This window comes from Tissierella carlieri (assembly GCF_018917285.1).
GTDB lineage: Bacteria > Bacillota > Clostridia > Tissierellales > Tissierellaceae > Tissierella > Tissierella carlieri.
Window position 1 is genome coordinate 13,517 of record NZ_JAHLOH010000022.1, and the last position, 25,935, is coordinate 39,451.

Annotated in this window: 24 protein-coding genes and 1 riboswitch; of the genes, 22 read left to right on the top strand and 2 right to left on the bottom strand. The window is 33.2% G+C overall.

Features of this window, described 5'->3' with window-relative positions:
- The first annotated feature begins 42 nt into the window (after positions 1 to 42).
- The 20 genes from KQI38_RS05535 (at position 43) to KQI38_RS05635 (ending at position 21,215) form a co-directional block, all read left to right on the top strand.
- On the top strand, positions 43 to 1,323 hold the full coding sequence (locus KQI38_RS05535) for a glycine/sarcosine/betaine reductase component B subunit (RefSeq protein ID WP_216556754.1): 1,281 nt from the start codon (positions 43 to 45) through the stop codon (positions 1,321 to 1,323).
- A gap of 11 nt (positions 1,324 to 1,334) precedes the next feature.
- The gene (locus KQI38_RS05540; protein WP_246565621.1) at positions 1,335 to 2,606 is read left to right on the top strand and encodes a glycine/betaine/sarcosine/D-proline family reductase selenoprotein B; all 1,272 of its coding nucleotides are present in this window, start codon (positions 1,335 to 1,337) and stop codon (positions 2,604 to 2,606) included.
- A 12-nt stretch (positions 2,607 to 2,618) separates the two neighbouring features.
- On the top strand, positions 2,619 to 3,698 hold the full coding sequence (locus tag KQI38_RS05550; RefSeq protein WP_216556758.1) for an NAD/NADP-dependent octopine/nopaline dehydrogenase family protein: 1,080 nt from the start codon (positions 2,619 to 2,621) through the stop codon (positions 3,696 to 3,698).
- A gap of 28 nt (positions 3,699 to 3,726) precedes the next feature.
- Positions 3,727 to 5,139: a Na+/H+ antiporter NhaC family protein gene (locus KQI38_RS05555; protein ID WP_216556760.1), complete on the top strand. Its 1,413-nt coding sequence runs from the start codon at positions 3,727 to 3,729 to the stop codon at positions 5,137 to 5,139.
- 27 nt (positions 5,140 to 5,166) lie between these two features.
- Positions 5,167 to 6,285, top strand: a complete 1,119-nt coding sequence (locus tag KQI38_RS05560) for an alanine dehydrogenase (protein WP_216556762.1) — start codon at positions 5,167 to 5,169, stop codon at positions 6,283 to 6,285.
- Between the two features lie 228 nt (positions 6,286 to 6,513).
- Entirely contained in the window at positions 6,514 to 9,033 is a 2,520-nt protein-coding gene (locus tag KQI38_RS05565; RefSeq protein ID WP_216556764.1) for an FAD-dependent oxidoreductase, read from the top strand.
- A 141-nt stretch (positions 9,034 to 9,174) separates the two neighbouring features.
- Entirely contained in the window at positions 9,175 to 9,720 is a 546-nt protein-coding gene (locus tag KQI38_RS05570; protein WP_216556766.1) for a rubrerythrin family protein, read from the top strand.
- A gap of 245 nt (positions 9,721 to 9,965) precedes the next feature.
- Positions 9,966 to 10,562 carry a DUF5317 domain-containing protein gene (locus KQI38_RS05575; protein WP_216556768.1) on the top strand — a complete coding sequence of 199 codons (597 nt, stop codon included), beginning with the start codon at positions 9,966 to 9,968 and terminating at the stop codon, positions 10,560 to 10,562.
- A 66-nt stretch (positions 10,563 to 10,628) separates the two neighbouring features.
- Positions 10,629 to 11,333 (top strand): PrsW family intramembrane metalloprotease, encoded by a 705-nt coding sequence (locus KQI38_RS05580; RefSeq protein WP_094902775.1) that lies wholly within the window; start codon positions 10,629 to 10,631, stop codon positions 11,331 to 11,333.
- A gap of 99 nt (positions 11,334 to 11,432) precedes the next feature.
- Positions 11,433 to 12,674, top strand: a complete 1,242-nt coding sequence (locus tag KQI38_RS05585; RefSeq protein ID WP_216556770.1) for a CapA family protein — start codon at positions 11,433 to 11,435, stop codon at positions 12,672 to 12,674.
- A 113-nt stretch (positions 12,675 to 12,787) separates the two neighbouring features.
- Positions 12,788 to 13,621 carry a diadenylate cyclase CdaA gene (gene cdaA / locus KQI38_RS05590; protein WP_094902779.1) on the top strand — a complete coding sequence of 278 codons (834 nt, stop codon included), beginning with the start codon at positions 12,788 to 12,790 and terminating at the stop codon, positions 13,619 to 13,621.
- Positions 13,602 to 14,822, top strand: coding sequence for a CdaR family protein (locus KQI38_RS05595; protein WP_216556772.1), 1,221 nt, complete (start codon positions 13,602 to 13,604; stop codon positions 14,820 to 14,822). Before cdaA ends, KQI38_RS05595 begins: the two co-directional genes overlap by 20 nt.
- A gap of 11 nt (positions 14,823 to 14,833) precedes the next feature.
- Positions 14,834 to 15,925, top strand: coding sequence for a butyrate kinase (buk, locus tag KQI38_RS05600; protein ID WP_094902783.1), 1,092 nt, complete (start codon positions 14,834 to 14,836; stop codon positions 15,923 to 15,925).
- Positions 15,918 to 16,820 (top strand): phosphate butyryltransferase, encoded by a 903-nt coding sequence (locus KQI38_RS05605; RefSeq protein ID WP_094902785.1) that lies wholly within the window; start codon positions 15,918 to 15,920, stop codon positions 16,818 to 16,820. The genes buk (KQI38_RS05600) and KQI38_RS05605 overlap by 8 nt, the downstream gene beginning before the upstream one ends.
- Before the next feature lie 10 nt (positions 16,821 to 16,830).
- Entirely contained in the window at positions 16,831 to 17,898 is a 1,068-nt protein-coding gene (gene buk / locus KQI38_RS05610; RefSeq protein ID WP_216556774.1) for a butyrate kinase, read from the top strand.
- 12 nt (positions 17,899 to 17,910) lie between these two features.
- Complete coding sequence (locus KQI38_RS05615; RefSeq protein ID WP_094902835.1) at positions 17,911 to 18,585, top strand: nucleotide-binding protein; 675 nt, start codon at positions 17,911 to 17,913, stop codon at positions 18,583 to 18,585.
- A 21-nt stretch (positions 18,586 to 18,606) separates the two neighbouring features.
- Entirely contained in the window at positions 18,607 to 18,822 is a 216-nt protein-coding gene (locus tag KQI38_RS05620) for a 4Fe-4S binding protein (protein WP_094902789.1), read from the top strand.
- Positions 18,823 to 18,845: 23 nt separating this feature from the next.
- Positions 18,846 to 19,907, top strand: coding sequence for a 3-methyl-2-oxobutanoate dehydrogenase subunit VorB (locus tag KQI38_RS05625; RefSeq protein ID WP_216556776.1), 1,062 nt, complete (start codon positions 18,846 to 18,848; stop codon positions 19,905 to 19,907).
- Entirely contained in the window at positions 19,907 to 20,653 is a 747-nt protein-coding gene (locus KQI38_RS05630; protein WP_094902791.1) for a thiamine pyrophosphate-dependent enzyme, read from the top strand. The genes KQI38_RS05625 and KQI38_RS05630 overlap by 1 nt, the downstream gene beginning before the upstream one ends.
- Before the next feature lies 1 nt (position 20,654).
- Positions 20,655 to 21,215 (top strand): 2-oxoacid:acceptor oxidoreductase family protein, encoded by a 561-nt coding sequence (locus tag KQI38_RS05635; protein ID WP_216556778.1) that lies wholly within the window; start codon positions 20,655 to 20,657, stop codon positions 21,213 to 21,215.
- Between the two features lie 44 nt (positions 21,216 to 21,259).
- Here KQI38_RS05635 and KQI38_RS05640 read toward each other — a convergent pair whose 3' ends face one another.
- Positions 21,260 to 22,144, bottom strand: coding sequence for a CsxC family protein (locus tag KQI38_RS05640; protein ID WP_216556781.1), 885 nt, complete (start codon positions 22,142 to 22,144; stop codon positions 21,260 to 21,262).
- 182 nt (positions 22,145 to 22,326) lie between these two features.
- Positions 22,327 to 22,455, top strand: a riboswitch (cyclic di-AMP (ydaO/yuaA leader).
- Positions 22,456 to 22,546: 91 nt separating this feature from the next.
- On the opposite strand from KQI38_RS05640, the gene KQI38_RS05645 reads away from it, so the two are divergent.
- Together KQI38_RS05645 and KQI38_RS05650 are read left to right on the top strand one after the other, a co-directional pair.
- Complete coding sequence (locus tag KQI38_RS05645) at positions 22,547 to 23,659, top strand: NAD/NADP octopine/nopaline dehydrogenase family protein (protein ID WP_246565623.1); 1,113 nt, start codon at positions 22,547 to 22,549, stop codon at positions 23,657 to 23,659.
- Positions 23,659 to 25,302, top strand: coding sequence for a cobalamin-dependent protein (locus tag KQI38_RS05650; RefSeq protein ID WP_216556785.1), 1,644 nt, complete (start codon positions 23,659 to 23,661; stop codon positions 25,300 to 25,302). Before KQI38_RS05645 ends, KQI38_RS05650 begins: the two co-directional genes overlap by 1 nt.
- Positions 25,303 to 25,481: 179 nt before the next feature.
- On the opposite strand, the gene fabZ is transcribed toward KQI38_RS05650, so the two are convergent.
- Positions 25,482 to 25,913 (bottom strand): 3-hydroxyacyl-ACP dehydratase FabZ, encoded by a 432-nt coding sequence (gene fabZ / locus KQI38_RS05655; RefSeq protein ID WP_216556787.1) that lies wholly within the window; start codon positions 25,911 to 25,913, stop codon positions 25,482 to 25,484.
- Positions 25,914 to 25,935: the final 22 nt, after the last annotated feature.

Consider the following 25,935-nt stretch of genomic DNA (forward strand, 5'->3'; position numbering starts at 1 on the left):
TTATTATGGTGTAAAGAGAGTAAGAAAAAAGGAGGCTAAGATATGGAATTAATTCTAAGAAAGATTAAAGTAAATGATATAGTATTTGGTCTGGCGACCAAAATAGATAATGGAATATTAACTATATCCAAGGATGAAATCCAAGACTTGTTATTAGAAGATGAAAGAATATTAGAAGTGCAAATAGATGTAGCAAGACCTGGAGAGTCCATCAGAATAATTCCCGTTAAGGATGTTATAGAGCCCAGAGCCAAGCTAAATGGTGATGCTTTCCCCGGAGTAGATGGAGCAATAGAGGATGTTGGCAGAGGGATTACTTATGCATTAAAGAATTGTGCTGTAATCACAACGGGCCCTATAGTGGGATTTCAAGAAGGAATAATTGATATGAAGGGTCCTTTAACTAAATATACACCATTTTCTCAGTTAAACAATCTTGTCCTTAATATAAAGAAGAAAATCGGAGTAAGTCAACACGAACATGAAGAGGCGGTAAGAGTAGGTGGAATAAAAGTAGCGCATTATATTGGAAGACAGGCCTTAGAGTATAAGAGTTATGAAGAAGAGATTTATAATTGGAATAGCTTATCAGTTAAGCTAAAGGAGTATCCAGAACTACCAAAGGTAGCATATGTTTATCAATGTGTAGGTCAAGGACTTTTACATGATACCTATTTTTATGGAAAAGATGTTAAGACTATGGTTCCAACAGCAGTTAATCCCCTAGAGATATTTGATGGTGCATTAGTTAGCGGTAACTGTGTGTCAGCAGGGTCTAAAACTACAACATACCACCATCAAAATAATGCCATTATTAATGAATGTTTTAAAAGGCATGGGAAAGAAATAAATTTCATAGGTGTAGTCCTAAGTCCTATGACTACATACCTAGCAGATAAATATAGAAATGCAGTAATTACATCTAGAATGGTGGAAATGCTTGGAGCTGATGGAGTTATTCAATCGCAAGAGGGCTTTGGTAATCCAACAACTGATTTAATGATGATATGTAAGAGACTTGAAAATAAAGGAATAAAGACAGTCCTTATTAGCAATGAAGACGCTGGAGTAGATGGTAAATCTGAATCCTTACCAGATGGTACTATAGAGGCTAATGCCATGGTTTCAACTGGAAATAGCAATGCAACAATTAAAATACCACCGATGGATGTGATATTAGGAGATTTCGATGCGTTAGAACATATTACAGGAGGTTTCCAAGGTTCAAGGCAAGGGGATGGGTCTCTAATCATAGAAGTTCATGGTATATTAGGTAGTCATAATTTACAAGGTTTTAATCACTTATCAGCAGTGACAATCTAGGAGGTGAGAGGATGAAAAAAATATTATTCTATACTAATCAATTTTTTGGACAAATTGGAGGAGAAGAGAAGGCAAGTATACGACCCAAAATAGAAAAAGGTATAGTAGGTTCAGCAAATCTATTTAAGGACTTAGAGGGTGAAATCATTGCTACAATAATTTGTGGAGATAATTATTATGCAGAAAATATGGAGGAAACGAGAAAATTCATATCTAAACATATAGAGAAGCTTAATCCTGACTTGGTTGTAGCAGGGCCTGCATTTAACGCAGGAAGATTTGGTATAGCTTGTGGAGATATATGTAGTTTTGTTAATGAAAAATATGGAATCAACACTATAACTGGAATGTATATAGAAAACCCGGCAGTTGAGATATATAAGAGTAATACCTATATTGTAGAAACTGGCAATTCTGCAGCTACAATGAGAAAGGCAGTTTTGAAAATGTCAAAATTGGCTAATAAATTGTTAAAAAATGAAGATATTGGATTACCTAATGAAGAAGGATATATTCCGAAGGGAATTAGAATAAATGTATTTAAAGAAAAAAATGGAGCAGAAAGAGCGCTTGACATGTTAATTAAAAAGCTAAAGGGAGAAGAATTTAAAACTGAAATTCCAATACCAATATATAATACAATTACTCCAGCGGAGCCAATATTTGATATAAAGAAGGCCAAAATTGCCTTATTAACAACTAGCGGATTAGTGCCTATTAAAAATCCCGATCATTTGCCAGCCGCTACTGCAAAATTTTATAAAAAATATCCAATAGATAGTATAGAAAGATTTGAAGAAGGAGAATTTGAATCAGTTCACGCAGGATTTGATCCAGTATATGCAAATCATAACCCAAATAGGTTGTTACCACTGGATTTATATAAACAATTGGAAAAGGATGGAGAAATAGGAAATTTACATGAACATTACTTCGTAACTACAGGAAATTCTACCTCGGTAGCAGATGCTACAAAAATGGGAAAAGAAATAGCGCAGGAATTATTGGATGCAGGGGTAGACGGAGTTATAATGACATCAACCTGAGGCACATGTACACGTTGCGGTGCAACCATAGTAAAAGAAGTAGAGAATATAGGGATTCCAGCATCACATATATGTACAGTAACGCCAATTTCAAAGACAGTTGGAGCAATAAGAATAGTTCCAGCAGTGGCAATACCTTATCCAGTAGGTAATCCCAATGAAACTGAAGAAAAAGAAAAGGAAATCAGAAAAAAAATAGTACAACATGCTATCGACCTATTGCAAGAAAAATTCTAAGGGGGAATAGAAATGAAAGTTGCAGTACTTGGTTCAGGAAATGGTGGTTGTGCCGTTGCCTTTGACTGGGCAAAAGCAGGACACGAAGTATACTTATACGATTTTGAACAATTTTCTTTTAATATTGATGCCATAAATGATAAAGGTGGTATTTCTAGCTCGGGAATGTTAGAAGGATTTCAAAAATTATCATATGTAGGTCATGATTTAGAGAAAACTTTGAAAGGGGCACAGTTAATATTTATTGTAGGACCAGCTTATAGTACAGAACCTTTTGGAAAAGCTGTAAAACCTTATTTAGAAAAGGGTCAAACTTTTATAGTATGTCCTAGTTCTTGTGGCGGTAGTATCGTATTTAAAAATGCATTAGGGTTGAGTCTAGATAATGAAGATTATTTAATAGCTGAAACAAGTACTTTGCCTTATGCTGTAAGAATTAATGGACCTGCAAGTATTAATATATTTTTGAAGTTAAAAGATGGTGTGTTTCTCGCAGCTCTGCCTAGTAAGCATACTTCTAAGGTTCATGAATTAATAAAAGAAGTTTATCCAGCGTTAATTCCTGCAAAGAATGTACTGCAAACAACATTGCAAAATGCCAACCCAATTATTCATCCATCTGTAACATTACTAAATGCAGCGTTAATAGAGAGAACTAAAGGAGATTTTTATTTTTACGAAGATGGGGTAACCACAGCTGTAGGAAGATTAATGAAGGAAGTAGATAAAGAGAGAATAGCAATAGGTTATAGACTTGGATTCAATATTATTGAAGATCCAGTTCTAGGGATGAAACAAGGTTATATGCAGGAGGCAACATATGATAAAGGATATTCAGAAGCTATGGGATTTAAGGGAATAGGAGCACAATCAACCTTAGACCATAGATACTTAAATGAAGATGTTGGCTATGGATTAATATTTATGGCGGAACTTGGTAAGGAAATTGGGGTAGGGACACCCGTAATGGATTCAGTAATAAAACTTGCATCAATTATTATGGATAGGGATTATCGAGGAGAGAAAAAAAGAACAATGGAAACATTAGGTCTTAATAAGTATAATTTATCAGATTTACTTGAAATTTTATAGGACTTATAAAAATTAAGGAGGTAATATCATGGATCCAGTTACAAACTTTGGAATTTTATCATTATTACCAGCATTTACAGCATTAATCCTCGCATTTATTACTAGGGAAGCAGTTTTTTCATTATTAATTGGAGTTCTAGTTGGGATATTAGTCACAGGACAAAATATATTATTTGGATTTACTGGGCTAGCTCAATCCGCACTAGGAAATGCAGATTTTATCTGGGTACTAAGCATAGAAGTTTTTGTAGGTATTATGATAGCATTTTTTCAAAAATCAGGTGCCATTGATATTTTTTCAAAATCTATCGAAAAAATGAATGTAAAAGCAAAAGGTGCTCAAGTACTAGCTTGGCTACTAGGTATATTTATATTTTTTAGCGATTATTTTAGTCCTCTATATGTAGGTACAGTTATGAGAAATATAACAGATAAAGCAAGAGTATCAAGGGAAAAATTAGCGTATATATGTGACTCTACATCAGCACCAGTCTGTACAATTATTCCTTTTTCCTCTTGGGGTGTATATGTAGCAGGGCTATTAGTGGGAATTGGAGCATTTACGGATAAAAATATAGCTATGAATGCAATTGTTAGGATGGTTCCGTTCAATTTTTATGGTATTTTATCCGTAATTATGGTAGGGATAATAGCAATAGGTATAATTCCTGACTTTGGGCCTATGGGCAAAGCTGAGAAAAGAACAAGAGAAACAGGAAAGGTTATGAATGATAATGCAAGACCATTATTAGGAAAAGAGCTTTCAGAAATTAAGCCTAATGAAGGTATAAAGCCAAATCTTTTTTTAAACTTCTTCGCTCCAGCATTAATTATTATTTCAATTACATTAGGAACATATATAATTAATGGAAGCGCAAAAACACTTGAGGGATTTGTTGCCGCAGTAGCATTTCAATTTATTACAATGCTGATTCAAAAAATTGGAACTATTCCTGAATTAGTAGAGACAGCTATAGCTGGTATCAAAGGTATAGTATCTGCAGTTATTATTTTAGCATTAGCATATTCACTTAATGCAATAAGTAAAGAACTTGGAACTGCAGACTATGTTATATCAATTGCTAGTTCATGGATGACGCCAGCATTATTATTAGTATTTACATTCCTCATAGGAGCTTTTATATCATTTTTCACGGGTACTAGCTGGGGAACATATGCTATTTTAACTCCAATAGTTGTACCATTGGCATTTAATTTGACAGGTGGAAATATAACAACATTAGTATATGCAACTATAGCTGCAGTAATGGGGGGAGGATGTTTCGGAGATCATTGTTCGCCATTATCAGATACAACAATATTATCATCACTTGCAGCTGGCTCAGATCATATTGATCACGTAAAAACGCAAGTGCCCTATGCACTTTCAGTAGCAGGAATATCGGCAGTACTTTATTTAGTAATAGGAATTATGTTATAGCAAAATTGAGCTTTGGAGGAATGAATAATGAAGATAGGAATACCAAAAGAAATAAAGCCATACGAATATAGAGTAGCATGTGATCCTAATGGAGTAAAAGAAATAGTAAATAAAGGGCATAAAGTATTAGTTGAAAGAAATGCAGGAATAGGTAGCGGATTTACTGATGAAGATTATAAGGCTCAAGGGGCGGAAATAATAGATACAGCCAGAGAAATATTTGCAAAATCAGATTTAATTTATAAAGTAAAAGAAATTTTTCCAGAAGAGTTTGCATATATGAGAGAAGGCCAAATAATATTTACGTATATTCATTCTAATGCTCATAGAGAACAAACAGATGCCATGATTGAGAAAAAAATTATTGGGATAGCTTATGAGGATGTGGATGATAAAGATGGGGAATTTCCTTTATTAAAACCAATGAGTATTATAGCTGGAAAGGGAGGATTTCTAGCAGCATTAAACTTTATGCAGAAAATCTATGGAGGAAATGGAATATTACTATCGAAAATAGATGGTATAAGAACTCCAGAAATAACCATTATAGGTGCGGGAAATTCAGGAGTAGGGGCAGCAGAATTAGCATCAGCATTTGGAAACAAAGTTACGGTATTAGATATAGATGTAAATAAGCTAGAAGCGGCAAGAAAAGTATTACCACCAAATGTAGAATTTTTGTATTCTAATAGAAACAATCTAGAGATGTGTCTGAAGAGGACAGATGTATTAATGAATTGTATCCTTTGGCCAAAATGGAGAAAAGATCATTTAGTAAGTAAAGATATGCTAACCATAATGAAAAATAGAGCATTAATAGTAGATATAGCATGTGATGAAGGTGGAGCTATAGAGACATGTAAATCTACAACTCATGATGATCCAATATATGAAGTAAATGGAATAATACATTATTGTGTAGATAATATACCATCTGCATTTTCGCAGACGGCAACTCAAACTCTATGTAATGCAACTCTTCCATATTTACTAGAAATAGCAGATAAAGGAGTGGAAAAGGCATTAAAGGATAATAAATATCTTAGAAGAGGTTTATCATTCTATAATGGAAAATTAACTTTGAAAGAGACTGGAAGAAAACAGGAAAGACCATATATAACACCTGAAGAAGCTTTAGGAATATAAATATTGAGTATAGAAAGATAAAGCTAGAGACTCATATCTACAAGATACGAGTCTCTTTATAATGTATATGAGAATTCTAATTTGTTTTCATATGAACTTGGCATAGATTTCATACAAATATTTTTTTACATAAAATTTTATTGACAAAAAGAGGACGATATCATAATATATAAATATACGGATACGGGGTATTGGTTTAAAGTTAAAGTTGGCAAGGAGGAATTAAAAATGAGTAAAAAAGTAGTTATCGTTGGCGGTGTTGCTGGTGGTGCAACAGCTCTAGCCAGACTTAGAAGACTTGATGAAGATGTTCAGATAGTATTGTTTGAAAGAGGAGAATATGTTTCCTTTGCAAATTGCGGTTTGCCATATTATATAGGAGGAACTATAGAAAATAGGGATTCCTTATTGGTTCAAACGCCAGAAAGTATTATGGAAAGATTTAACGTAGATGTAAGAATAAGATCAGAAGTTACGAAGATATTTAAGGAAGATAAAAAAGTATTGGTTAAGGATTTAAAAAATGATAAGACATATGAGGAATACTATGATTATCTTATTTTATCCACAGGATCAACACCCTTAAGGCCACCAATACCAGGAATTAACTCGCCTAACATCTTTAGTCTTTGGAATATACCAGATACAGATACCATAAAATCTTATGTAGATGAGAAAAGTCCAAAGTCTGCTATAGTAGTAGGTGGTGGATTTATAGGTCTTGAAATGGCAGAGAATTTACATGATTTAGGACTAAAAGTTTCCATAGTGGAGATGCTAGATCAAGTAATGGCACCGATAGATTATGAGATGGCACAAATAGTTCATGAGCATTTGAGGTCAAAGGGGGTAGACCTTAGACTGAAGGATGGAGTAAGCAAGTTTGAATATAATAGTGGAGTGACTACTATTACTTTACAATCAGGTGCTGAAATCAAAGGAGATATGATTATATTATCCATCGGTATTAGACCTAATGGAGAGTTAGCTAAGGATGCAGGACTAGAAGTAAATCAAAGAAGTGGAATCATTGTAGATAAGTATTTAAAGACTTCTGATGACTATATATATGCTATAGGAGACGTTATTGAAGTTAAAGACTATGTAAACAATGTTCAGACAATGGTACCTTTAGCAGGTCCAGCTAATAAACAAGGCAGAATAGTTGCAAATAATATTTTAGGTTCAAAGGAAGAATATAAAGGAACTCAGGGAACGAGTATTGCTAAAGTTTTTGATTTGACAGTAGCTAATACAGGTACAAATGAAAAAACTTTAAATAGGCTAGGAAAAGAATACAAAAAGGATTATTTTATAGCCATTATTCATTCTAATTCCAATGCAGGATATTATCCTGGAGCATTACCAATGACCATAAAATTAATATTTGACTTTAATGGTAAAATTCTAGGTTCACAAATAGTAGGATATGAGGGTGTGGATAAGAGAATAGATGTAATAGCTACTGTCATTAGATTTGGAGGAAAAGTTTCTGATTTAACAGAACTAGAACTCGCATATGCACCACCATATTCCTCAGCTAAGGATCCAGTGAATATGGTAGGATTTGCGGCGGAAAATCAGCTATTAGGAAAAGTTGACATTGTTCTTTGGAAAGAATTAGAAGAGCTAGATAAAGAAAATATTATTATCTTAGATGTAAGGGAAAAAGAGGAAATAAATATGGGCTATATTAAAAACTCTATTAATATTCCTTTAGGACAGCTAAGAAATAGACTTGGAGAATTGGATAAAAATAAATCATATATCTTGTATTGTGCTGTAGGCCTTAGAGGATATATAGGTACAAGAATTCTTACTCAAAACGGATTTATAGCTAAAAATTTAGCAGGGGGTTTTAATACCTATAAGACTATGTTTTGTCAAAATAGTAGAGATGATGCCTGTGGTATTAGTAGCAGTGGGCCCGAAGTCTTTAGTGATTCTGGAGTTCAGAAAGTGGAGAAAAAAACTAAAAGATTAGAAGAAATAGATGTCAAGGTAGCTGGAACAGGTGAATTTTTTAAATTAAATGCTTGTGGTTTATCTTGCCCTGGTCCTATTATGCAAGTAAGTGAAAAAATCAAAACTATTGATGAGGGAGATAAATTAGAAGTAATGTCAACAGATCCAGGGTTTATCAATGATATTGCTGCTTGGTGTAAGAATACAGGAAATATGTTGATAAGAACTGAAAAAGGAGACAAGAAATTTGTTGCTCTAATTGAAAAAGGGAGTAAAATTAAAGGGCAAGTTGGCAAAAGTGTACCACAAGTAAAAGATGATAAAAATATTATAGTCTTTAGTGGAGATCTTGATAAAGCTATAGCATCCTTCATTATAGCAAATGGTGCAAGAGCAATGGGCAAAGAAGTTACTATGTTCTTTACATTTTGGGGATTAAATATAATTAAAAAGGACTCCTATATAAAGACAAACAAAGATTTTATGGCTAAAGTGTTTGGAATGATGATGCCGAAGAGCAGCAGAAAACTTGGGCTCTCTAAGATGAATATGGCAGGTATGGGACCTAAGATGATAAGGATGGTAATGAAGGATAAAAATATATCTTCATTAGAGGAATTAATAGAACAAGGAATTAAATCTGGAATTAAAATGGTAGCATGCCAGATGTCAATGGATGTAATGGGAGTAAGTAAAGAAGAACTCCTCGATGGAGTAGAAATTGGTGGAGTAGCCACAATGCTCAATGCAGCAGATGACTCTAATATGAGCTTGTTTATATGAAAATGGGACTAAAAAGTCTCATTTTTTTATGATTAGGGTTATACAAAATGGGAATATATATGAAGAGAGTTGCATATTCTAGACATTGTTTAGAATATAGTATACAATGTATATAATAAAATTTATAAAGGGGGAATTTTGATGAACGCAATGACAGCGGAAAATTTGAGATCAGCATTTGGTGGTGAATCTCAAGCACATATGAGATACAGAATTTGGAGTGATAAGGCTAATAAAGATGGATTCCCAACTGTGGCTAGATTATTTATGGCTACATCAGATGCAGAAGAAGTTCATGCTACACTTCATTTCAAAGCATTAAAAGATGTTTCAGGTGATTTTTTAGTAGCATCTGGAGCAGGATTTGGGCTTAGCACTACTTCAGATAACCTTCAAGGAGCAATCAATGGAGAGTTGCATGAAGTAAATCAAATGTATCCAGCTTACATAGCAGTGGCAGAGATGCAGGGAGAAAAAACAGCTATATCAGCAATGAGATTTGCTATTGAAGCAGAAAAAGTTCATGCAGAGCTTTTCACTAAAGCTAAAGAAGCAGTAGATGCTGGTAATGACTTAGAAGCAAAGGTTGTGGAACTTTGTCCAGTTTGCGGATATATTACATTAACAGGTGAAGAAGATAAATGTCCACTTTGTAATGCGAAGAAAGAGCTATTTGTAGCATACTAATAAATATAGTATGATGCTAGACACTTTGTGTCTAGCTTTCTACTTTTTATGACCTAACACAGCGAACGGTAGTGAGCTGATGTAGGTCAAACGCACCTACGCTGTCCGTTTTGTCTACAATTCGCTACGCTTATTGGACAAAAAGGCAACGAGAACCAAATTCATATGAGCGTAGCGAGTAAATGAATTTGAGCTTTGAGACTGCGGAGTGCGCATTGTGAATTTATTTAGGAGGTTGTTTTATTATGGTAATCGAAACTATTACACTATCTTTACTACTCGGGAAATTAATGGGTGGAAAGATAAGAAATATCGGTAATTTATATATAAACGGATGGTATTTATTTGTTGTAGCTTTTTCAGTAGAAATCATATCCTTATTAATAGTTTCTAAAACCGGTGGAAATTTAAGTGATATTATAGAGAATAATTTCTTCTATATACATATATTTATCTACTTATTACTAATCATTGGGCTAATAATGAATTTTCATGAGAATGGACTTAGAATAACTTTATTTGGATCTATTTTAAATTTTTTACCTCTTTCACTAAATAGTGGGAGAATGCCTGTTGCAATAAATGCTTTAAAGGCTTCTAAATTATATACTCAGTTATCGCTATTAGAAGAGGGAAGAATAATGACCCATACTTTAGCTAATAAAGCTACAAAGTTAACTTTTTTAGGAGATATAATACCAATACCAAAACCATATCCTTTCCCTAAAATAATAAGTATTGGAGATGTTTTGATATCATTAGGACTTTTAATATTAATATTATCTTATATGAGAAAGAAATATGAGTCCCAAGGAAAAACTATAGAATTTTATAGACCCTAATTTCATTAGGGTTTATTTTTTTATGTTTTTGGGAAACTATAAGAAAAGACATAAGGAGGTAATGTTTTGGAACTTAGACTTTTAATTATAGCAGTGATACCTGCTATAATCATAATTGCAGGTATATATTTATCTGATAGACATGATAGAGAGCCTCTAAGGGTTTTACTATTTACCTATATTTTAGGAGCATTAACAGTAATTCCTTCAGTTATAGTTGAAGAGATTTTAATTGCATTTAATATATTTCCTGGTGTATTAGGTGCTTTTTATAATGCTTTCCTAGTTGCAGGATTTACAGAAGAGTTTTTTAAAAGATTAGTAGTACTAAAATATCCCTATAAAACAAAATTTTTTAATGAGAAATTAGACGGTATAGTTTATTGTGTATTTGCAACTATGGGTTTTGCTACTGTAGAAAATATAATTTATGTTGCATATAGATATACTAACAATCCTTTTATTGGGCTATATAGAGGAATATTTTCAGTACCAGCCCATGCTGTTTTTGGTATAACTATGGGATATTATCTATCCTTAGCTAAATTTGACACAAATATAGATAGAAAAAGAATGAATATGAGAAAGTCTTTGTATATGCCTATTATTATGCACGGGATGTTTGACTTTATATTGATGGCAGAGATACCTCAGCTTACAATGGTTTTTGTTCCATATGTAATATTTTTGTGGATATTAAATCAAAGAAAATTAGCAAATTTTATGTATGATTCAAAATCTAGAGTAATAGGTTTAAAGAGAAAAGAATAACTAATATTGTATAAAATATTAACAAAGTATAAAATAAAGGTAGAGACATCTCTACCTTTAGGCTAAAGGACAAGCTATTGATATATTAGGGGGAATACTATGAGGAAAAAACATAACACAATTATAATATTTTTAATTCTAATATTTTGTTTCTTAGGATTTATGGGAGCAGCGGCTTATATGAAGTTCAAATCTGCAGAAACAAATATAACAAGTGAATACATAGAAGCAGACAATGAAATAGACGAGGAAAAATCTGCAGTTAAAAATTTAGATGATATTACTGAGGTTATTGAGGAGCCTAGGATATCTACTATAAATCTTCTAGCTGTTGGAGATATAATGTTTCACTCACCTCAATATAAAGCTGCCTTCAACAAAGAAACTCTAAGCTACGATTTTACTTCTACATTTAGACATATAAAGAAATATGTTGAGAAAGCCAATATAGCATTAGGAAATTTTGAAACTGTTACTGCAGGGGAAGAAATTCCTTTTTCTGGCTTTCCTCGATTTAATACACCAAAGGAATCTCTTTTAGCCTTAAAGGAGACAGGCTTTGATATACTTGCTACGGCCAATAATCATTGCTTAGATCATGGAAAGACAGGATTAATTAGGACTATAGATAATATAAATGAGTATGGGATGAAAAATATAGGAACATATAAAGAACCAAATAATAATATTCTTATAGAGGAGATAGAAAATATAAGAATAGGATTCCTTTCCTATACCTATGGTTTAAATGGTATGGATTCTACTTTAACAGGGGAAGAATTATCATATATGGTGAATAGAATAGATGAAGAGAAAATAAAAGGAGATATTGAAAAGGTAAGATCTTCAGATATTGATTTAATAGTAGTATTTATTCACTGGGGGAATGAATATCAAAGAGAACCTTCCAGCTATCAGATAGAGTTAGGTGAAAAAATGGTAGAATGGGGTGCAAATATTATATTAGGTAGTCATCCCCATGTAATACAAAGATCTCAAATAATTAATAAGGATGGAAAAGACAATTTTATAATATATTCCATGGGGAACTTTTTATCAAATCAGAGAAAAGAAACTATGGATAATTCTTATACTGAAGATGGAGTAATGATAAATTTAGAGATAGAAAAAGATTTTTCTTGTCAACAAACAGTAATTAAAAATATACAGTATATACCAACTTGGGTCTATAAATACAGAGAGAATAATAAATTATTTTTCGAAATTCTGCCCATTGATGATTATATTAATGGAGAGTTGAATGTGAGTATAGTAGATTCTTTAAAAGGGAGACTCAAGAAGTCATATGATGATACTATGAGCAAGATGAGTGAAAATTAACCATTTTCAGAATTGAATTAAATTTATTATATTCAATTTATTAGTTCAATTAATGGAACAGTTATTATATAATAGGAATAGAAGTGAAAATACGATAAAAGGCGTGGTAAACCTTGGAACTTATTAATAGAATATTTTCAGGCATTAGAATAAGGGACATAATTGATATTATCATTGTGGCAGCTGTTTTTTATAAGATATTTAAATTAATTAGAGAGACTAGGGCGGAACAATTAACTAAAGGTATTTTTGCATTATTTGTATTTGCTAAACTTAGTGGTTTATTACAGCTATATACTATAAATTGGATATTAGAAAATGCCATGACTGTTGGAGTTCTTGCTATTCTAATAGTCTTTCAGCCTGAGCTTAGGCGTGGATTGGAGTATATTGGTAGATCCAGATTTTTTACAAAATCTCTACTAGAAATAAAGGGAGAGAGCTTATCTAAGACTGTAGATGAAATAGTGGAAGCTTGTGCATCTTTATCTAGACAAAAGATTGGAGCATTGATTGTTTTAGAAAGAGAAACAGGATTAAATGAGGTTGCCGATACCGGAACTAAGATCAATGGTATGGTATCCAGTAATCTACTTATCAATATATTTATTCCAAATACACCATTACATGATGGAGCAGTGATTATAAAAGAAGATATGATTAAAGCAGCTGCTTGTTTTTTACCTCTTACAGACAATATGAATATAAGTAAGGAATTAGGTACAAGGCATAGAGCTGCACTAGGTATATCGGAAAGATCTGATAGTTTAGCTATAATAGTTTCAGAAGAAACGGGTTCTATTTCTATAGCTGAAAATGGAACTATAGCAAGACATTTAGATTCTAAGACATTAAAACAAATATTAACAGATATGTATAAGCCAAAGGATTCAACACAAACATTTATGACTAAATGGAGGCGAAAAGATGAGCAAGGAGAAGAGTGATTTAACCCTAAAAATCTTTTCTGTTATTATAGCTATTGTTTTGTGGAGCTATGTTACTAGTGAAAGCGAAGTTAATCCAGATATATCTAAGGAATATAGAAATATTCCGGTAACTTATACCAATAAAACCGCATTAGATAGACAAGACCTAGTAATTATGGAACCAGAGGAAGCAACAGTTTCTGTGAAAGTTACAGGTAAAAAATCTGATATGGCTAAATTTTCACGAGAATTTATAAAAGCTGAGGTAGATTTATCAGGATATAGTGAAGGTCAAGTAAAAGTACCAATAAACATAAGTTTAGACCAATCAAGTAATATAAAAATAGTTGGACGTGAACCAGAGAATGTTCTATTTACGTTTGATAAGATAATAACTAAGACACAATCTGTAACTGTAAAGACCAAGGGCAATCTTGATCCTAATTATGTATTAGGGGATATATTAACAAAAACTCAATCTGTTTTATTGAAGGGACCTAGGTCTTTGGTAAATAAAGTAGCGGATGTAGTAGCAGTTGTAGATATAAGTGGTAGAAAAGAAAATATTAATGTTACAGAGCCTATAAAATTAATAGATGATGAAAAAAATGATGTTAGAGGAGTAGAATATGAACCAAGTGTAGTGGATGTAAGTATCCCAGTGTTTAGGATAGTAACTGTGCCTATTGAACTTAATTTGCAAACAGAGCCACCAGAAAACTATGAAATTACTAGCATTACAATAAATCCAAATAAGATAACACTTAAGGGTGGAAATGATATAGCAAACTTGACATTTATTCAAACTAAGCCAGTAGATATAAATTACCTAATGGAAAATGTAGATGTTCCAGTTGAACTAGATCTTCCAGAAAATGTTTCTCTATTAAATCCAAATGAGAAGGTAACAATTTCTTTAAAAATAGAAGAAAATTTTACTAAGTCCTTTGAATATACCTTAGATGAAGTGGATATTAGAAATTTAGATGGTGAATTAACTATTGATAAAGACGATCATTCAAAGACTATACAGGTTTTAGCAAAAGGTAGTAAAGAAGCAATTGAAAATTTAACTAAAGAAGACTTAATGCCATATCTAGATTTTAATATGCTTGATGAAGGAATTCATAAAGTATACTTAAATTTTACTGCACCAATAGGAATTACAATTAAAGAAATATCACCACAACCTATTGAATTAAAAATAATTAATCACTAAGGGGGAAAAGTATGGAAAGAAATTTCGTTCTGGCAATTAATCCAGGATCCACCTCTACAAAGGTATCTATATTTGAAAGAGAGCAGGAAATTAAAACTTTCAAAATAGATCATAGAAAAGAGGATTTAGAGAATTATAAAAAAATAGCTGATCAATATGAATATAGGTTAAGATTAATAAAAGATTGGCTAGAAGCAGAAAATATATCAACTGATTCTCTTATAGCAATAGTTGGTAGGGGTGGACTATTAAGATCAATGCCCGGAGGTACCTACTCTGTAACCGACGCAATGATTGAAGATTTAAAAGTTGGGATACAGGGAGAACATGCTTCTAACCTTGGTGGTATGTTAGCTAAGGGACTAGCAGATTTAAAAAATATACCATCTTATATAGTAGACCCAGTGGCAGTAGATGAATTTCACGATATAGCTAGAATATCTGGTCTAAAGGAAATTCCAAGGAAATCTCTAGTTCATGCATTGAATATTAAGGCTGTATCACACAGAAGGGCTAAAGAATTAAATAAGAATTTTGAAGACTTAAATTTAGTGGTAGCTCACTTAGGCGGTGGAATATCTATTGCGGCAGTTGAAAAGGGCAAGATTATAGATGTTAACAATGCAAAGGAAATGGGCCCATTTTCTCCGGATAGAGCAGGTACTCTACCTGTGGGAGATTTAGTTAAATTATGTTATTCAGGAAAATATACATTAAATGAGATGAAGACTATGCTGCAAGGAGAAGGTGGACTTTTCTCATATTTAGATACTATGGATGGACGAGAAGTGGAAGAAAGGATAAAGAATGGCGATAATTATGCAAGGCTTATCTATGATGCAATGGCATATCAAATAGGGAAAGAAATAGGCTCCTATGCAACAGTGCTTTATGGACATATAGATAATATTATATTGACAGGTGGATTATCCTATTCTAACTACTTAGTTGATAGAATAAAAGAGATGATAGACTTTATATCTGAAGTCATAGTATATCCTGGAGAAGATGAAATGGAAGCACTAAACAAAGGTGCACAAAGAGTAATCAATGGAGAAGAAAGAGCAAAAATATATGAAGATGAGGTGAGTATAAGTGGCTAAATCATTTGAAAATCTGTTAGAATTGGCCCAAAAGAGAGGGCCAAAGAAAGTATCAGTAGCCGTTGCACAAGATAAGGATGTTTTATCTGCAGTAAAAAATGCAGCCGAATTAAAGATAGCCGAGCCTATATTAGTGGGGGATAAAGAAAAAATATTGGCTATTGGGAAGGAAATCCACTTTGATTTATCAGGTATAGAAATAATCCATGAAGAAGATGGTGCTACGGCTTGTAGGATAGCAACAGAATTAGTAAGTAGTGGAAAAGCTGATGTTTTGATGAAGGGACTTATAGATACTTCTGTAATAATGAAACAGGTATTAGATAGTGAGATTGGACTTAGGACAGGCAATGTAATATCCCATGTGGCAGTTTTTGATGTTCCAACTTATCATAAGGTTTTTATTGTAACTGATGCAGCTATGAATATAGCTCCTAATCTTGAGCAAAAGAAAGAAATAATTGAAAATGCAGTAGTATTAGCACAATCTTTAGATATAGAAAGACCAAAAGTAGCAGTTTTGGCAGCAAAAGAAAAAGTATCTCCTAAGATGGAAGCTACTGTTCATGCAAAGGAATTAGCTGATATGAACAAAAATGGAGAAATCCTAGGATGCTTAGTAGATGGACCTTTTGCATTAGATAATGCTGTGTCAAAAGAATCAGCAATATTAAAAGGAATTGATAGTGAAGTTGCAGGAGATGCAGACATACTTCTTGCTCCGGATATTGAAGCTGGTAATGTACTATATAAATGTTTATCATTTTTAGCAAATGCAAAATCAGCAGGACTTATTGTGGGCACAAAGGCACCAATAGTACTTACATCAAGAGCTGATAATGAAGAATCAAAATTAAATTCAATTGCTTTAGCAGTGCTTATGGCTTCAAGATAGGAGGGGGAAAATGACTAGATTATTAATTATAAATCCAGGTTCTACATCAACAAAAATAGCAGTTTTTGACGATGAAAAAAGTATATTTGAAGAAACTCTTCGCCATTCAGTAGAGGAAATTTCTGCTTTCAACAAGATTTATGATCAATATGAATTCAGAAAAAATATTATAGTGGAAGCATTGAAGAAGAATGATATTTCCATAGAATCTCTTGATGGAGTAATAGGTAGAGGTGGACTTCTCAAGCCTATAGAAGGGGGTACTTATGAAGTAAATGACAGCATGTTGGAGGATTTAAAGGTTGGATATTTAGGAGAACATGCCTCAAACTTGGGAGGAATCATAGCTTATGAAATAGCTAAGGAAATAAATAAAAAATCCTTTATAGTAGACCCAGTAGTAGTAGATGAAATGCAAGATGTAGCCAGAGTATCAGGATTGAAAGAGATAGAAAGAAAGAGTATATTCCATGCATTAAATCAAAAAGCAGTAGCAAGAAGACATGCTAATAAATTAGGAAAGAAATATGAAGAATTAAACCTAATAGTTGCTCATTTAGGCGGAGGGATTTCAGTAGGTGCTCATGAAAAAGGCAAGGTAATAGATGTAGCAAATGCATTAGATGGTGAAGGACCATTTTCACCGGAAAGATCAGGTTCTCTTCCAGTAGGAGATTTAGTAAAACTTTGCTATTCAGGAAAATATTCTTTAGATGAAATGAAGAAGATGATAAAAGGAAATGGTGGAATAGTATCTTATCTAAATACTAATGATGCAAGAGAAGTTGGACAAAGAATAAAAAATGGTGATGAATATGCGGAGCTAGTATACAAATCTATGGCTTATCAGGTAGCAAAGGAAATTGGAACCTGTGCAGCAGTATTAAAAGGAAAAGTTGATGGAATCCTCGTTACAGGTGGTATTGCCTATGATAAGGAGTTCACGTCATGGATAGAGGAAAGAGTTAAATTTATCTGTGATGTAACTGTTTATCCGGGAGAAGATGAACTTATGGCATTAGCTGAAGGTGGACTTCGTGTCTTAAGAGGAGAAGAGGAAGCAAAAGTTTATAAATAGGACTTGGTGATTATGCTAAATGATAAGAGAATAAGAATTATAATAGGACACTATGGATCAGGAAAGTCTGAATTTAGTGTGAATTATGCTGTGAAACTAGCACAGCTAGGTAGAAAAGTTGCATTAGCCGATTTAGATATAGTAAATATGTATTTTAGATCTAGAGAGAAAGCACTAGAGATGGAGGGTGTTGGTATAAAAGTAATTGGCAGCCAGATAAATGCACCTGCTATAGAAGTGCCATCAATATCTGCAGAAGTCTATACACCATTACAGGATGAATCCTATGATTTAATATTAGATGTAGGTGGAGATCAAGTAGGAGCAAGGGCCCTAGGAAGATATGTAGACTATTTCCAAGAAGGGAATTATGATATGTTTTTTGTTTTAAATGCAAATCGCCCTGAAACTCAAACTGTAGAAAAGGTGCTAGAATATATGATAAAGATTCAAGATGTATCAAGGGCTAAAATAACAGGAATTGTGAACAATACACATTTATTAAAAAGTACAACTCGTGATGATGTACTAAGAGGTCAAAAATTAGCTTTAGAGGTTCAAGAAAAAACCGGTATAAAGCTAAGATATATATCTGTATTAGAAGATATAATCCCAAGCCTTCCTAAAGACTTAGAAGGCGAAATATTCCCCATAAAGTTATTTATGAGGGATGAATGGATGCTATAACAATAAAGGAGGGTAAAAAGAATGGCTAAAGGAAAGGTAACATTTAAGGAGGACATCTGTAAAGGATGTGCACTATGTACAACTGTTTGTCCTGTAAAAATACTTACAATGGACAAAACAAAAATAAATGCTAAGGGTTATCATCCAGCTACAACAACAGACCCAGAAAAATGCATTGGTTGTGCCAATTGTGCCACAATCTGTCCAGATGTAGTTATTACTGTAGAACGAGTTTAATATATTTTAAGGAGGGTTTTAAAATGGCAAAAGTTCTCATGAAAGGGAATGAGGCTATAGGAGCAGCAGCTATTGCAGCAGGTTGTAAATACTTTTTTGGTTATCCTATAACTCCCCAATCTGAATTACCAGAATATATGTCAAGAGAGTTACCAAAGGTAGGCGGAGTATTTTTACAAGCAGAATCAGAGGTAGCAGCTATAAATATGGTTTATGGTGCAGCGGGAGCAGGTGCAAGAGTTATGACATCTTCATCAAGCCCTGGAATGTCATTAAAACAAGAAGGTATATCATATATTGCTGGTGCAGAATTGCCTTGTCTATTAGTTAATATAATGAGAGGTGGACCAGGTCTAGGAAGTATTCAACCTTCACAAACTGATTATTTTCAAGCAACTAGAGGTGGTGGAAATGGAGACTATAGAATGGTTGTATTTGCTCCATCAGATGTTCAGGAACTAGTTGATTTAATAATAGAAGGATTTGATATAGCAGACCAATATAGAAATCCAGTTATGGTTGTTGGTGATGGTATGATTGGACAAATGATGGAACCAGTTGAATTTAAAACTCCAATAAAAAGAGAATTACCAGAGAAAGATTGGGCTACAGTAGGTACAGGTGGTAATAGAAAGCCAAATATAATTAATTCTTTATATATAGCACCAGAAGATCTTGAAGCTCATAATATTAAACTTCAAGCTAAATATCAAAAAATAAAAGAAAATGAAGCAAGAGTTGAATCATATAAAATAGAAGATGCAGATGTAGTTATAGCAGCTTATGGAACTACAGCAAGAATTGCAAAAACAGCAATAGCAAAACTAGAAAAAGAAGGATATAAAGTTGGACTTATTAGACCTATTACTTTATGGCCATATCCATACGATGAATTTAAGAAAATAAATCCAAACTGTAAAGGTGTACTTACAGTTGAAATGAATAATGGACAAATGGTAGATGATGTTAAAATAGCAGTTGAGGGCAAATTCCCAGTATCTTTCTATGGGAGAACTGGTGGAATGGTTCCTACGCCAGATGCAATAATTGAACAGGTTAAGAAAATCTCTGGAGGTGAAAGATAATGACTATAGTTTTTGAAAAGACTAAAGGTTTAACAGATGTACAAACCCACTATTGTCCGGGATGTACCCATGGAATCATCCATAGATTAGTAGGAGAAGCATTGGTAGAATTAGGAGTATTGGATAATGCTATAGGAGTTGCACCAGTAGGTTGTTCAGTATTTGCATATAATTATTTTAATTGTGATATGCAACAAGCAGCTCATGGTAGAGCACCAGCAGTAGCTACAGGGATAAAAAGAGTTCATCCAGAGAAATTTGTATTTACTTATCAGGGAGATGGAGACTTAGCTTCCATTGGTACAGCAGAAATAGTTCATGCTGCTCATAGAGGAGAGAAAATCTCTACAATATTTGTTAACAATGCCATATATGGTATGACAGGAGGTCAAATGGCACCTACAACTCTTATAGGACAAAAGGCTACAACAGCTCCATTAGGAAGAACTGAAGAACATAGTGGTAGACCTATAAAGATATCTGAGATGCTAGCTACAATTCACGGTGCAAAATTTGTAGAAAGAGTGGCAGTAAATACGCCTGCAAATATAAGAAAAGCAAAAAAAGCAATAAAGGAATGCTTCCAGTTACAACTTGATGGAAAAGGATTTGGAATAGTAGAAGTATTATCTACATGTCCTACTAACTGGGGATTAACTGCTCCTGAAGCGATGAAATGGTTAGAGGAAAATATGATACCTTATTATCCTCTTGGAAATTTTAGAAGACCAGAGGAGGTTGAATAAAATGGAAGAAAGAATAGTAATAGCTGGCTTTGGCGGACAAGGTGTAATGGCATTAGGTCAACTTTTAACATATTCAGGTATGATAGAAGATAAAAAAGTATCTTGGTTACCATCCTATGGTCCAGAGATGAGAGGAGGAACTGCAAACTGTAATGTTATTATATCATCAGATGCAGTAGGTTCTCCAGTTGTTATAGATTCAACTTCGGCTATTGTAATGAATAGACCGTCTTTAGATAAGTTTGAAAACCTAGTAGTACCAGGAGGAAAACTATTTATAAATACATCTTTAATAGATAGAAAATGTCCAAGAGAAGATATAGAAGTGTATTATATTCCAGCTAATGAAATAGCTAATGAACTTGGAAACTCAAGAGTAGCTAATATGGTAATGCTAGGAGCATTTCTTGAAGCTACAAAAGCAGTAGAAGTGGATTCAATACTTAACAAAGCATTTACAGCAGTATTTGGAGAGAATAGAGCTCATTTAATGCCAATTAACAAAGAAGCATTAGAAAAAGGGGCAGAATTAGCAAAAGAACAAATGAAAGTTATAATATAATATAGACCAGCCTTTAAAGGCTGGTCTATATTATAACATGAAGTTTATTTTTCTTCTGCTGTTGAGAAACAATGAGGAGGTCTAGAAGTACCTCCTGTTGTTGGAGGAATCTCCACTTGTCTATTTTGTAAAATTTTAACTGTAAGTTCTATAACCATTTTTTCCTCTATTTTGTGGAACAATTTTTCCTCAAATGGAAACTCGGATTCATAAGGACGATGACGACCAATGAATTCGTCAAATTCAAAGATTCTTGCGCTAATCAATTCACAGAATGGAAGCTCATTGAAATTCTCAACTATAATTTGATTAAATTCGGAAAAGTCTCCTGATAATAATTTATCTTTTTCAGCAAAGTGTTTATGTGGTAAGTCACTTACTTTAAAGAATTCAAATTCTGCACTAGAATTTACTGCAAGTTCTGCTGGTGGTGTAGAGAAAGTAACAGGTGTAGAGCATTCAAAAGGAACATCTATTGTGCAATGGTGTAGTTCTCCGCATACTCCTTCCATATTTGCGCATTTTCCTGTAGAATAGTCAATGTTTTTACGAACAAATCCTTTAATAAATAAAATATTCGTAGGTTGCAGCAAAGTACATTGAGTGATCTTTACCTTTTTCTTTATATTCTTAATTTCAAGGGCTAATTCTGGCAGCTTAATCAATGCATTAACATTGAATTGTATAGTTAATTCAGCTAACACTACTGGAATTTTAGCAGTAACGCCAGTTGTTATTCCAGTTGGTGTAACTGGAGTATTAGTACAGCTATCTAAAACATTACTCTTAACATCAACACAAAAATTTTGATGTTTTGAGTTAGTATTACACTCAGGAACTGAAGGCTTGCTATTGCATTTTGATTGACCATGGCTACTATCAAAGATTCGTATATTACTAATATTTGTATTTCCTATTGCATTGTACATACTTTGTTTCCTCCTTAATATTATTTAGATGCAATATTTTTATGTCTGTCCATACTACAATATATTCCTAAAATTTAATTAGGTGATAATATTTATTAAAAAGAAAATAAAAGCATAAAAAATTGTCATAAAATATTTTTTGTAAAAATAATCATAATATGGTATAATATTTCTAGTTTCGAAAAGAATAATCGCTGAATTCGCTTTTGAAGCGGGGGAACCAATATTTTGGGGTGAATCCTTTAGAGGACGGGCATAACCCTTTAGCCCGAACCCGACAGCTAACCTCGTAAGCGTATTAAAGGGGGCATGAAATTGTACTGATTTCAGACTATGGTTGCCCATAGTTTTTTTTGTCCCTCCAAATCGGTTGACATAAAAAATGAGAGGAGAGATATAATGATGGGATTGAACTTTAGTATTATTGGTGCTGGAAATGGCGGTATGGCTATGGCTGGTTATTTAGCCATTATGGGATATAAGGTAAATCTATATAATAGAACCTTAGAAAACATAATACCTCTAATAAAAAACCCAATAATATCTTTAACAGGTGAAAAGAAAGGAACAGGGGTATTAAATAAAGTAACAAATATAATGAAAGATGCCATAGAAGGAGCAGATATAATTATGGTAACAGTTCCAGCCATGGGACATTATCAAATGGCAGTGGAGATGGCACCATATTTAAAAGATGGTCAAATAATAGTACTTAACCCTGGACGTACAGGAGGAGCTTTAGAAGTATATGAGACAATAAGAAAACATAAATGTGATAAAGATGTAATTGTTGCAGAAGCTCAGACTTTTATATATGCTTGTAGAACTACCTCAAGCAATAGTGCACATATTTTCCAAGTAAAAAATGAAGTGACCATAGCTGCCATACCTTCATCTAAGACAAATCATGTTATTAATCTACTAAAATTTGCTTATCCACAATTTATTCAAGCTAAAGATGTTTTAGAAACAAGTATAAATAATTACGGAGCAATTTTCCATCCAGCACCAACACTATTGAATAGTGGTCATATTGAAAGAGGAGCGCCTTTTGAATACTATACAGAAGGAATAACTCCATCTATAGGAGATTTTATAGAAAAGATGGATCAAGAGAGAATGGAAATAGGAAAAGCTCTTCAGATAAATACCTTATCGGCTAAAGATTGGCTATACGAATCCTATGGGGCAAAGGGAAATAATCTATATGAAACAGTACAGAATAATCCGGCATATAAAGGCCTTCAAGCACCAAAGGGTCTCTCTATCAGATATATATATGAGGATGTGCCATATAGTTTAATACCAATGTCTTCCATAGCTAGAGAACTAGGGATTAAAACACCAGCTATTAACTCAATTATAAATATTGCAGAATTAATTACTGGAAAAGATTTTTATGCAGAGGGTAGAACAATAGAAAGGTTAGGTCTTAAAGGTTTATCAGTACATGAAATGCATAAAATTGCACAAATAGGCAAAATAGATAAAAAAGATGAGGAAGGTGTTGCTTAGTGAAAAAGATTATTGCAGGTACTTTAGGTAATTGTGTTCATGTAGCGGGAATAATGAACTATCTAAATTTGGCTGAAAAAGAGAGCTATGACACTGACTTTATTGGAATTGGGAAGTCGGTAGATGAAATAATAATGCTAATTAATGAAAAAAAGCCTAATATAGTGGCTTTATCCTATAGATTAACACCTGAACCACTTCATAAAATTTTAGAGGAATTAAAGGATAAAATAAATAAGAATAATGTTAAGAATATGATTTGGCTATTTGGAGGAACAGAGCCAACAGCGTTAGTAGCAAAAGAATGGGGGATATTTGATAAAATATTTGATGGTACAGAAGATATCGACGAAGTTATAGCATATTTAAAAGGAAAAAACTATTCTGGAGAAGAGTCCTACCCAAGAGAATTGATATCCAGAATAAAATCTAAATATCCATATCCAATATTAAGACATCACTTAGGATTGCCTACCATAGATGAAACTGTAGAAGCTATAGAAAAGGTCGCAGAAGCAAGAGTAATAGATATAATATCAGTTGCACCAGATCAAAATGCCCAAGAATTTTTCTTTGATCAAGAAAATATGGATGAAAGATTAAACGGTGCAGGAGGAGTGCCACTTAGATCTAAAGAAGATTTTAGGAAGCTCTACAAAGCAGCAGAGAGAGGTAACTTCCCACTCTTACGTTCCTATAGCGGAACCAAAAATATAGTTCAATTTGCGGAAGTACTAAAGGAAAGTATAGATAATGCTTGGTGTGCAGTTCCACTATTTTGGTATAGTGAATTAGATAAGAGAGGACCTAGAACCCTATTAGATGCCATAAGAGAAAATCAGCAAGTGATGAAATGGCATGGAGAAAAAAATATACCTGTGGAAGTAAATGATCCTCATCATTGGGGTTTAAGAGATGCTCACGATGCTATAGGCGTTGCAGTAGCATATATAGCTGCATATAATGCAAGAAAAATGGGTGTAAAAGATTACATTGCTCAATATATGTTCAATGTACCAGCATCGATTTCACCTGAAATGGATTTGGGAAAGATGCTGGCAAAGATAGAACTAGTAGAAAGCCTTGTAGATGAAAATTTCAAAGTATATCGTCAAGCAAGAGCAGGTCTTGCCAGTTTCCCAGCAAATCTATATCAAGCTAAGGGACAATTAGCGGCATCAGCATATCTAGCCATGTCAATTAAACCTCATATTTATCACGTTGTTGGATTCTGCGAAGCTCATCATGCAGCTAGAGCAGAGGATATAATAGAGTCGGCTATGATAGTAAGAGGAATACTAAAAAATGAATTCTTAGGTTCAGTGGATATGACAAAGGATAAAAATGTAGTTGAAAGAAAAGATGCTTTAATAGAAGATGCAAAGATAATAATAGAGAGTATAAAATCACTAAATTTAAACTTAGAAGATCCATTAACAGATCCAGAAACTTTAACAGAAGCGGTGAGAATTGGAATATTAGATGCACCACATTTGCAAGGATCACAAATAGCTAAGGGACAGTTGAAAACAAGAATGGTCAGTGGTGGATTATATGCTTATGATGAGAAACAAAAGAAGATAATTACAGAAAAAGAAAGAATCAATTTGCTCCTAAAAGAAGCGGGATATTTACAGATATAAAAATTAATAAAGAATGAATAAAGGAACTAACCATATGGTTTAGTTCTTTTACTATATTAATTAAAATGTTTTTATAAATAAGATTCAAAACATATAGTTATAAATGTATTAATTAAAGATTTAATACGATGAAAAATACGGAGGGCATTCTCCACAAGAGAGAAGTCTCCGTATTTAATTTATTCTATTGCAAATAGAAATTCACCTTCACAAGCAAGTTCATCTCCAACATAAGCTTTGCCCTCGCCAATTCCTATGGAACCTCTGACTCTAGTTAAAACTACTTCCATCCTAAGTGTATCGCCAGGTACTACTTTTCTTTTAAATCTCACTTTGTTTATTCCAGCAAAGTAAGGTGTTTTTCCTTTATATTTTTCATCAGATAGTAGGATTACAGCTCCTACTTGAGCCATAGACTCGACTATTAAGACACCTGGCATCACAGGCATATTAGGGAAATGACCTTGAAAAAATGGTTCATTTATAGTTACGTTTTTATATCCTATGCCTTTAACGCCTACTTCTTCTATCAAAACTTTATCTATAAAGAGAAAAGGATATCTATGGGGAATAATTCCCTTTATTTCTTCTATATTTAATGATTTATCCATAAAACCTCTCCTTTTTAATCTT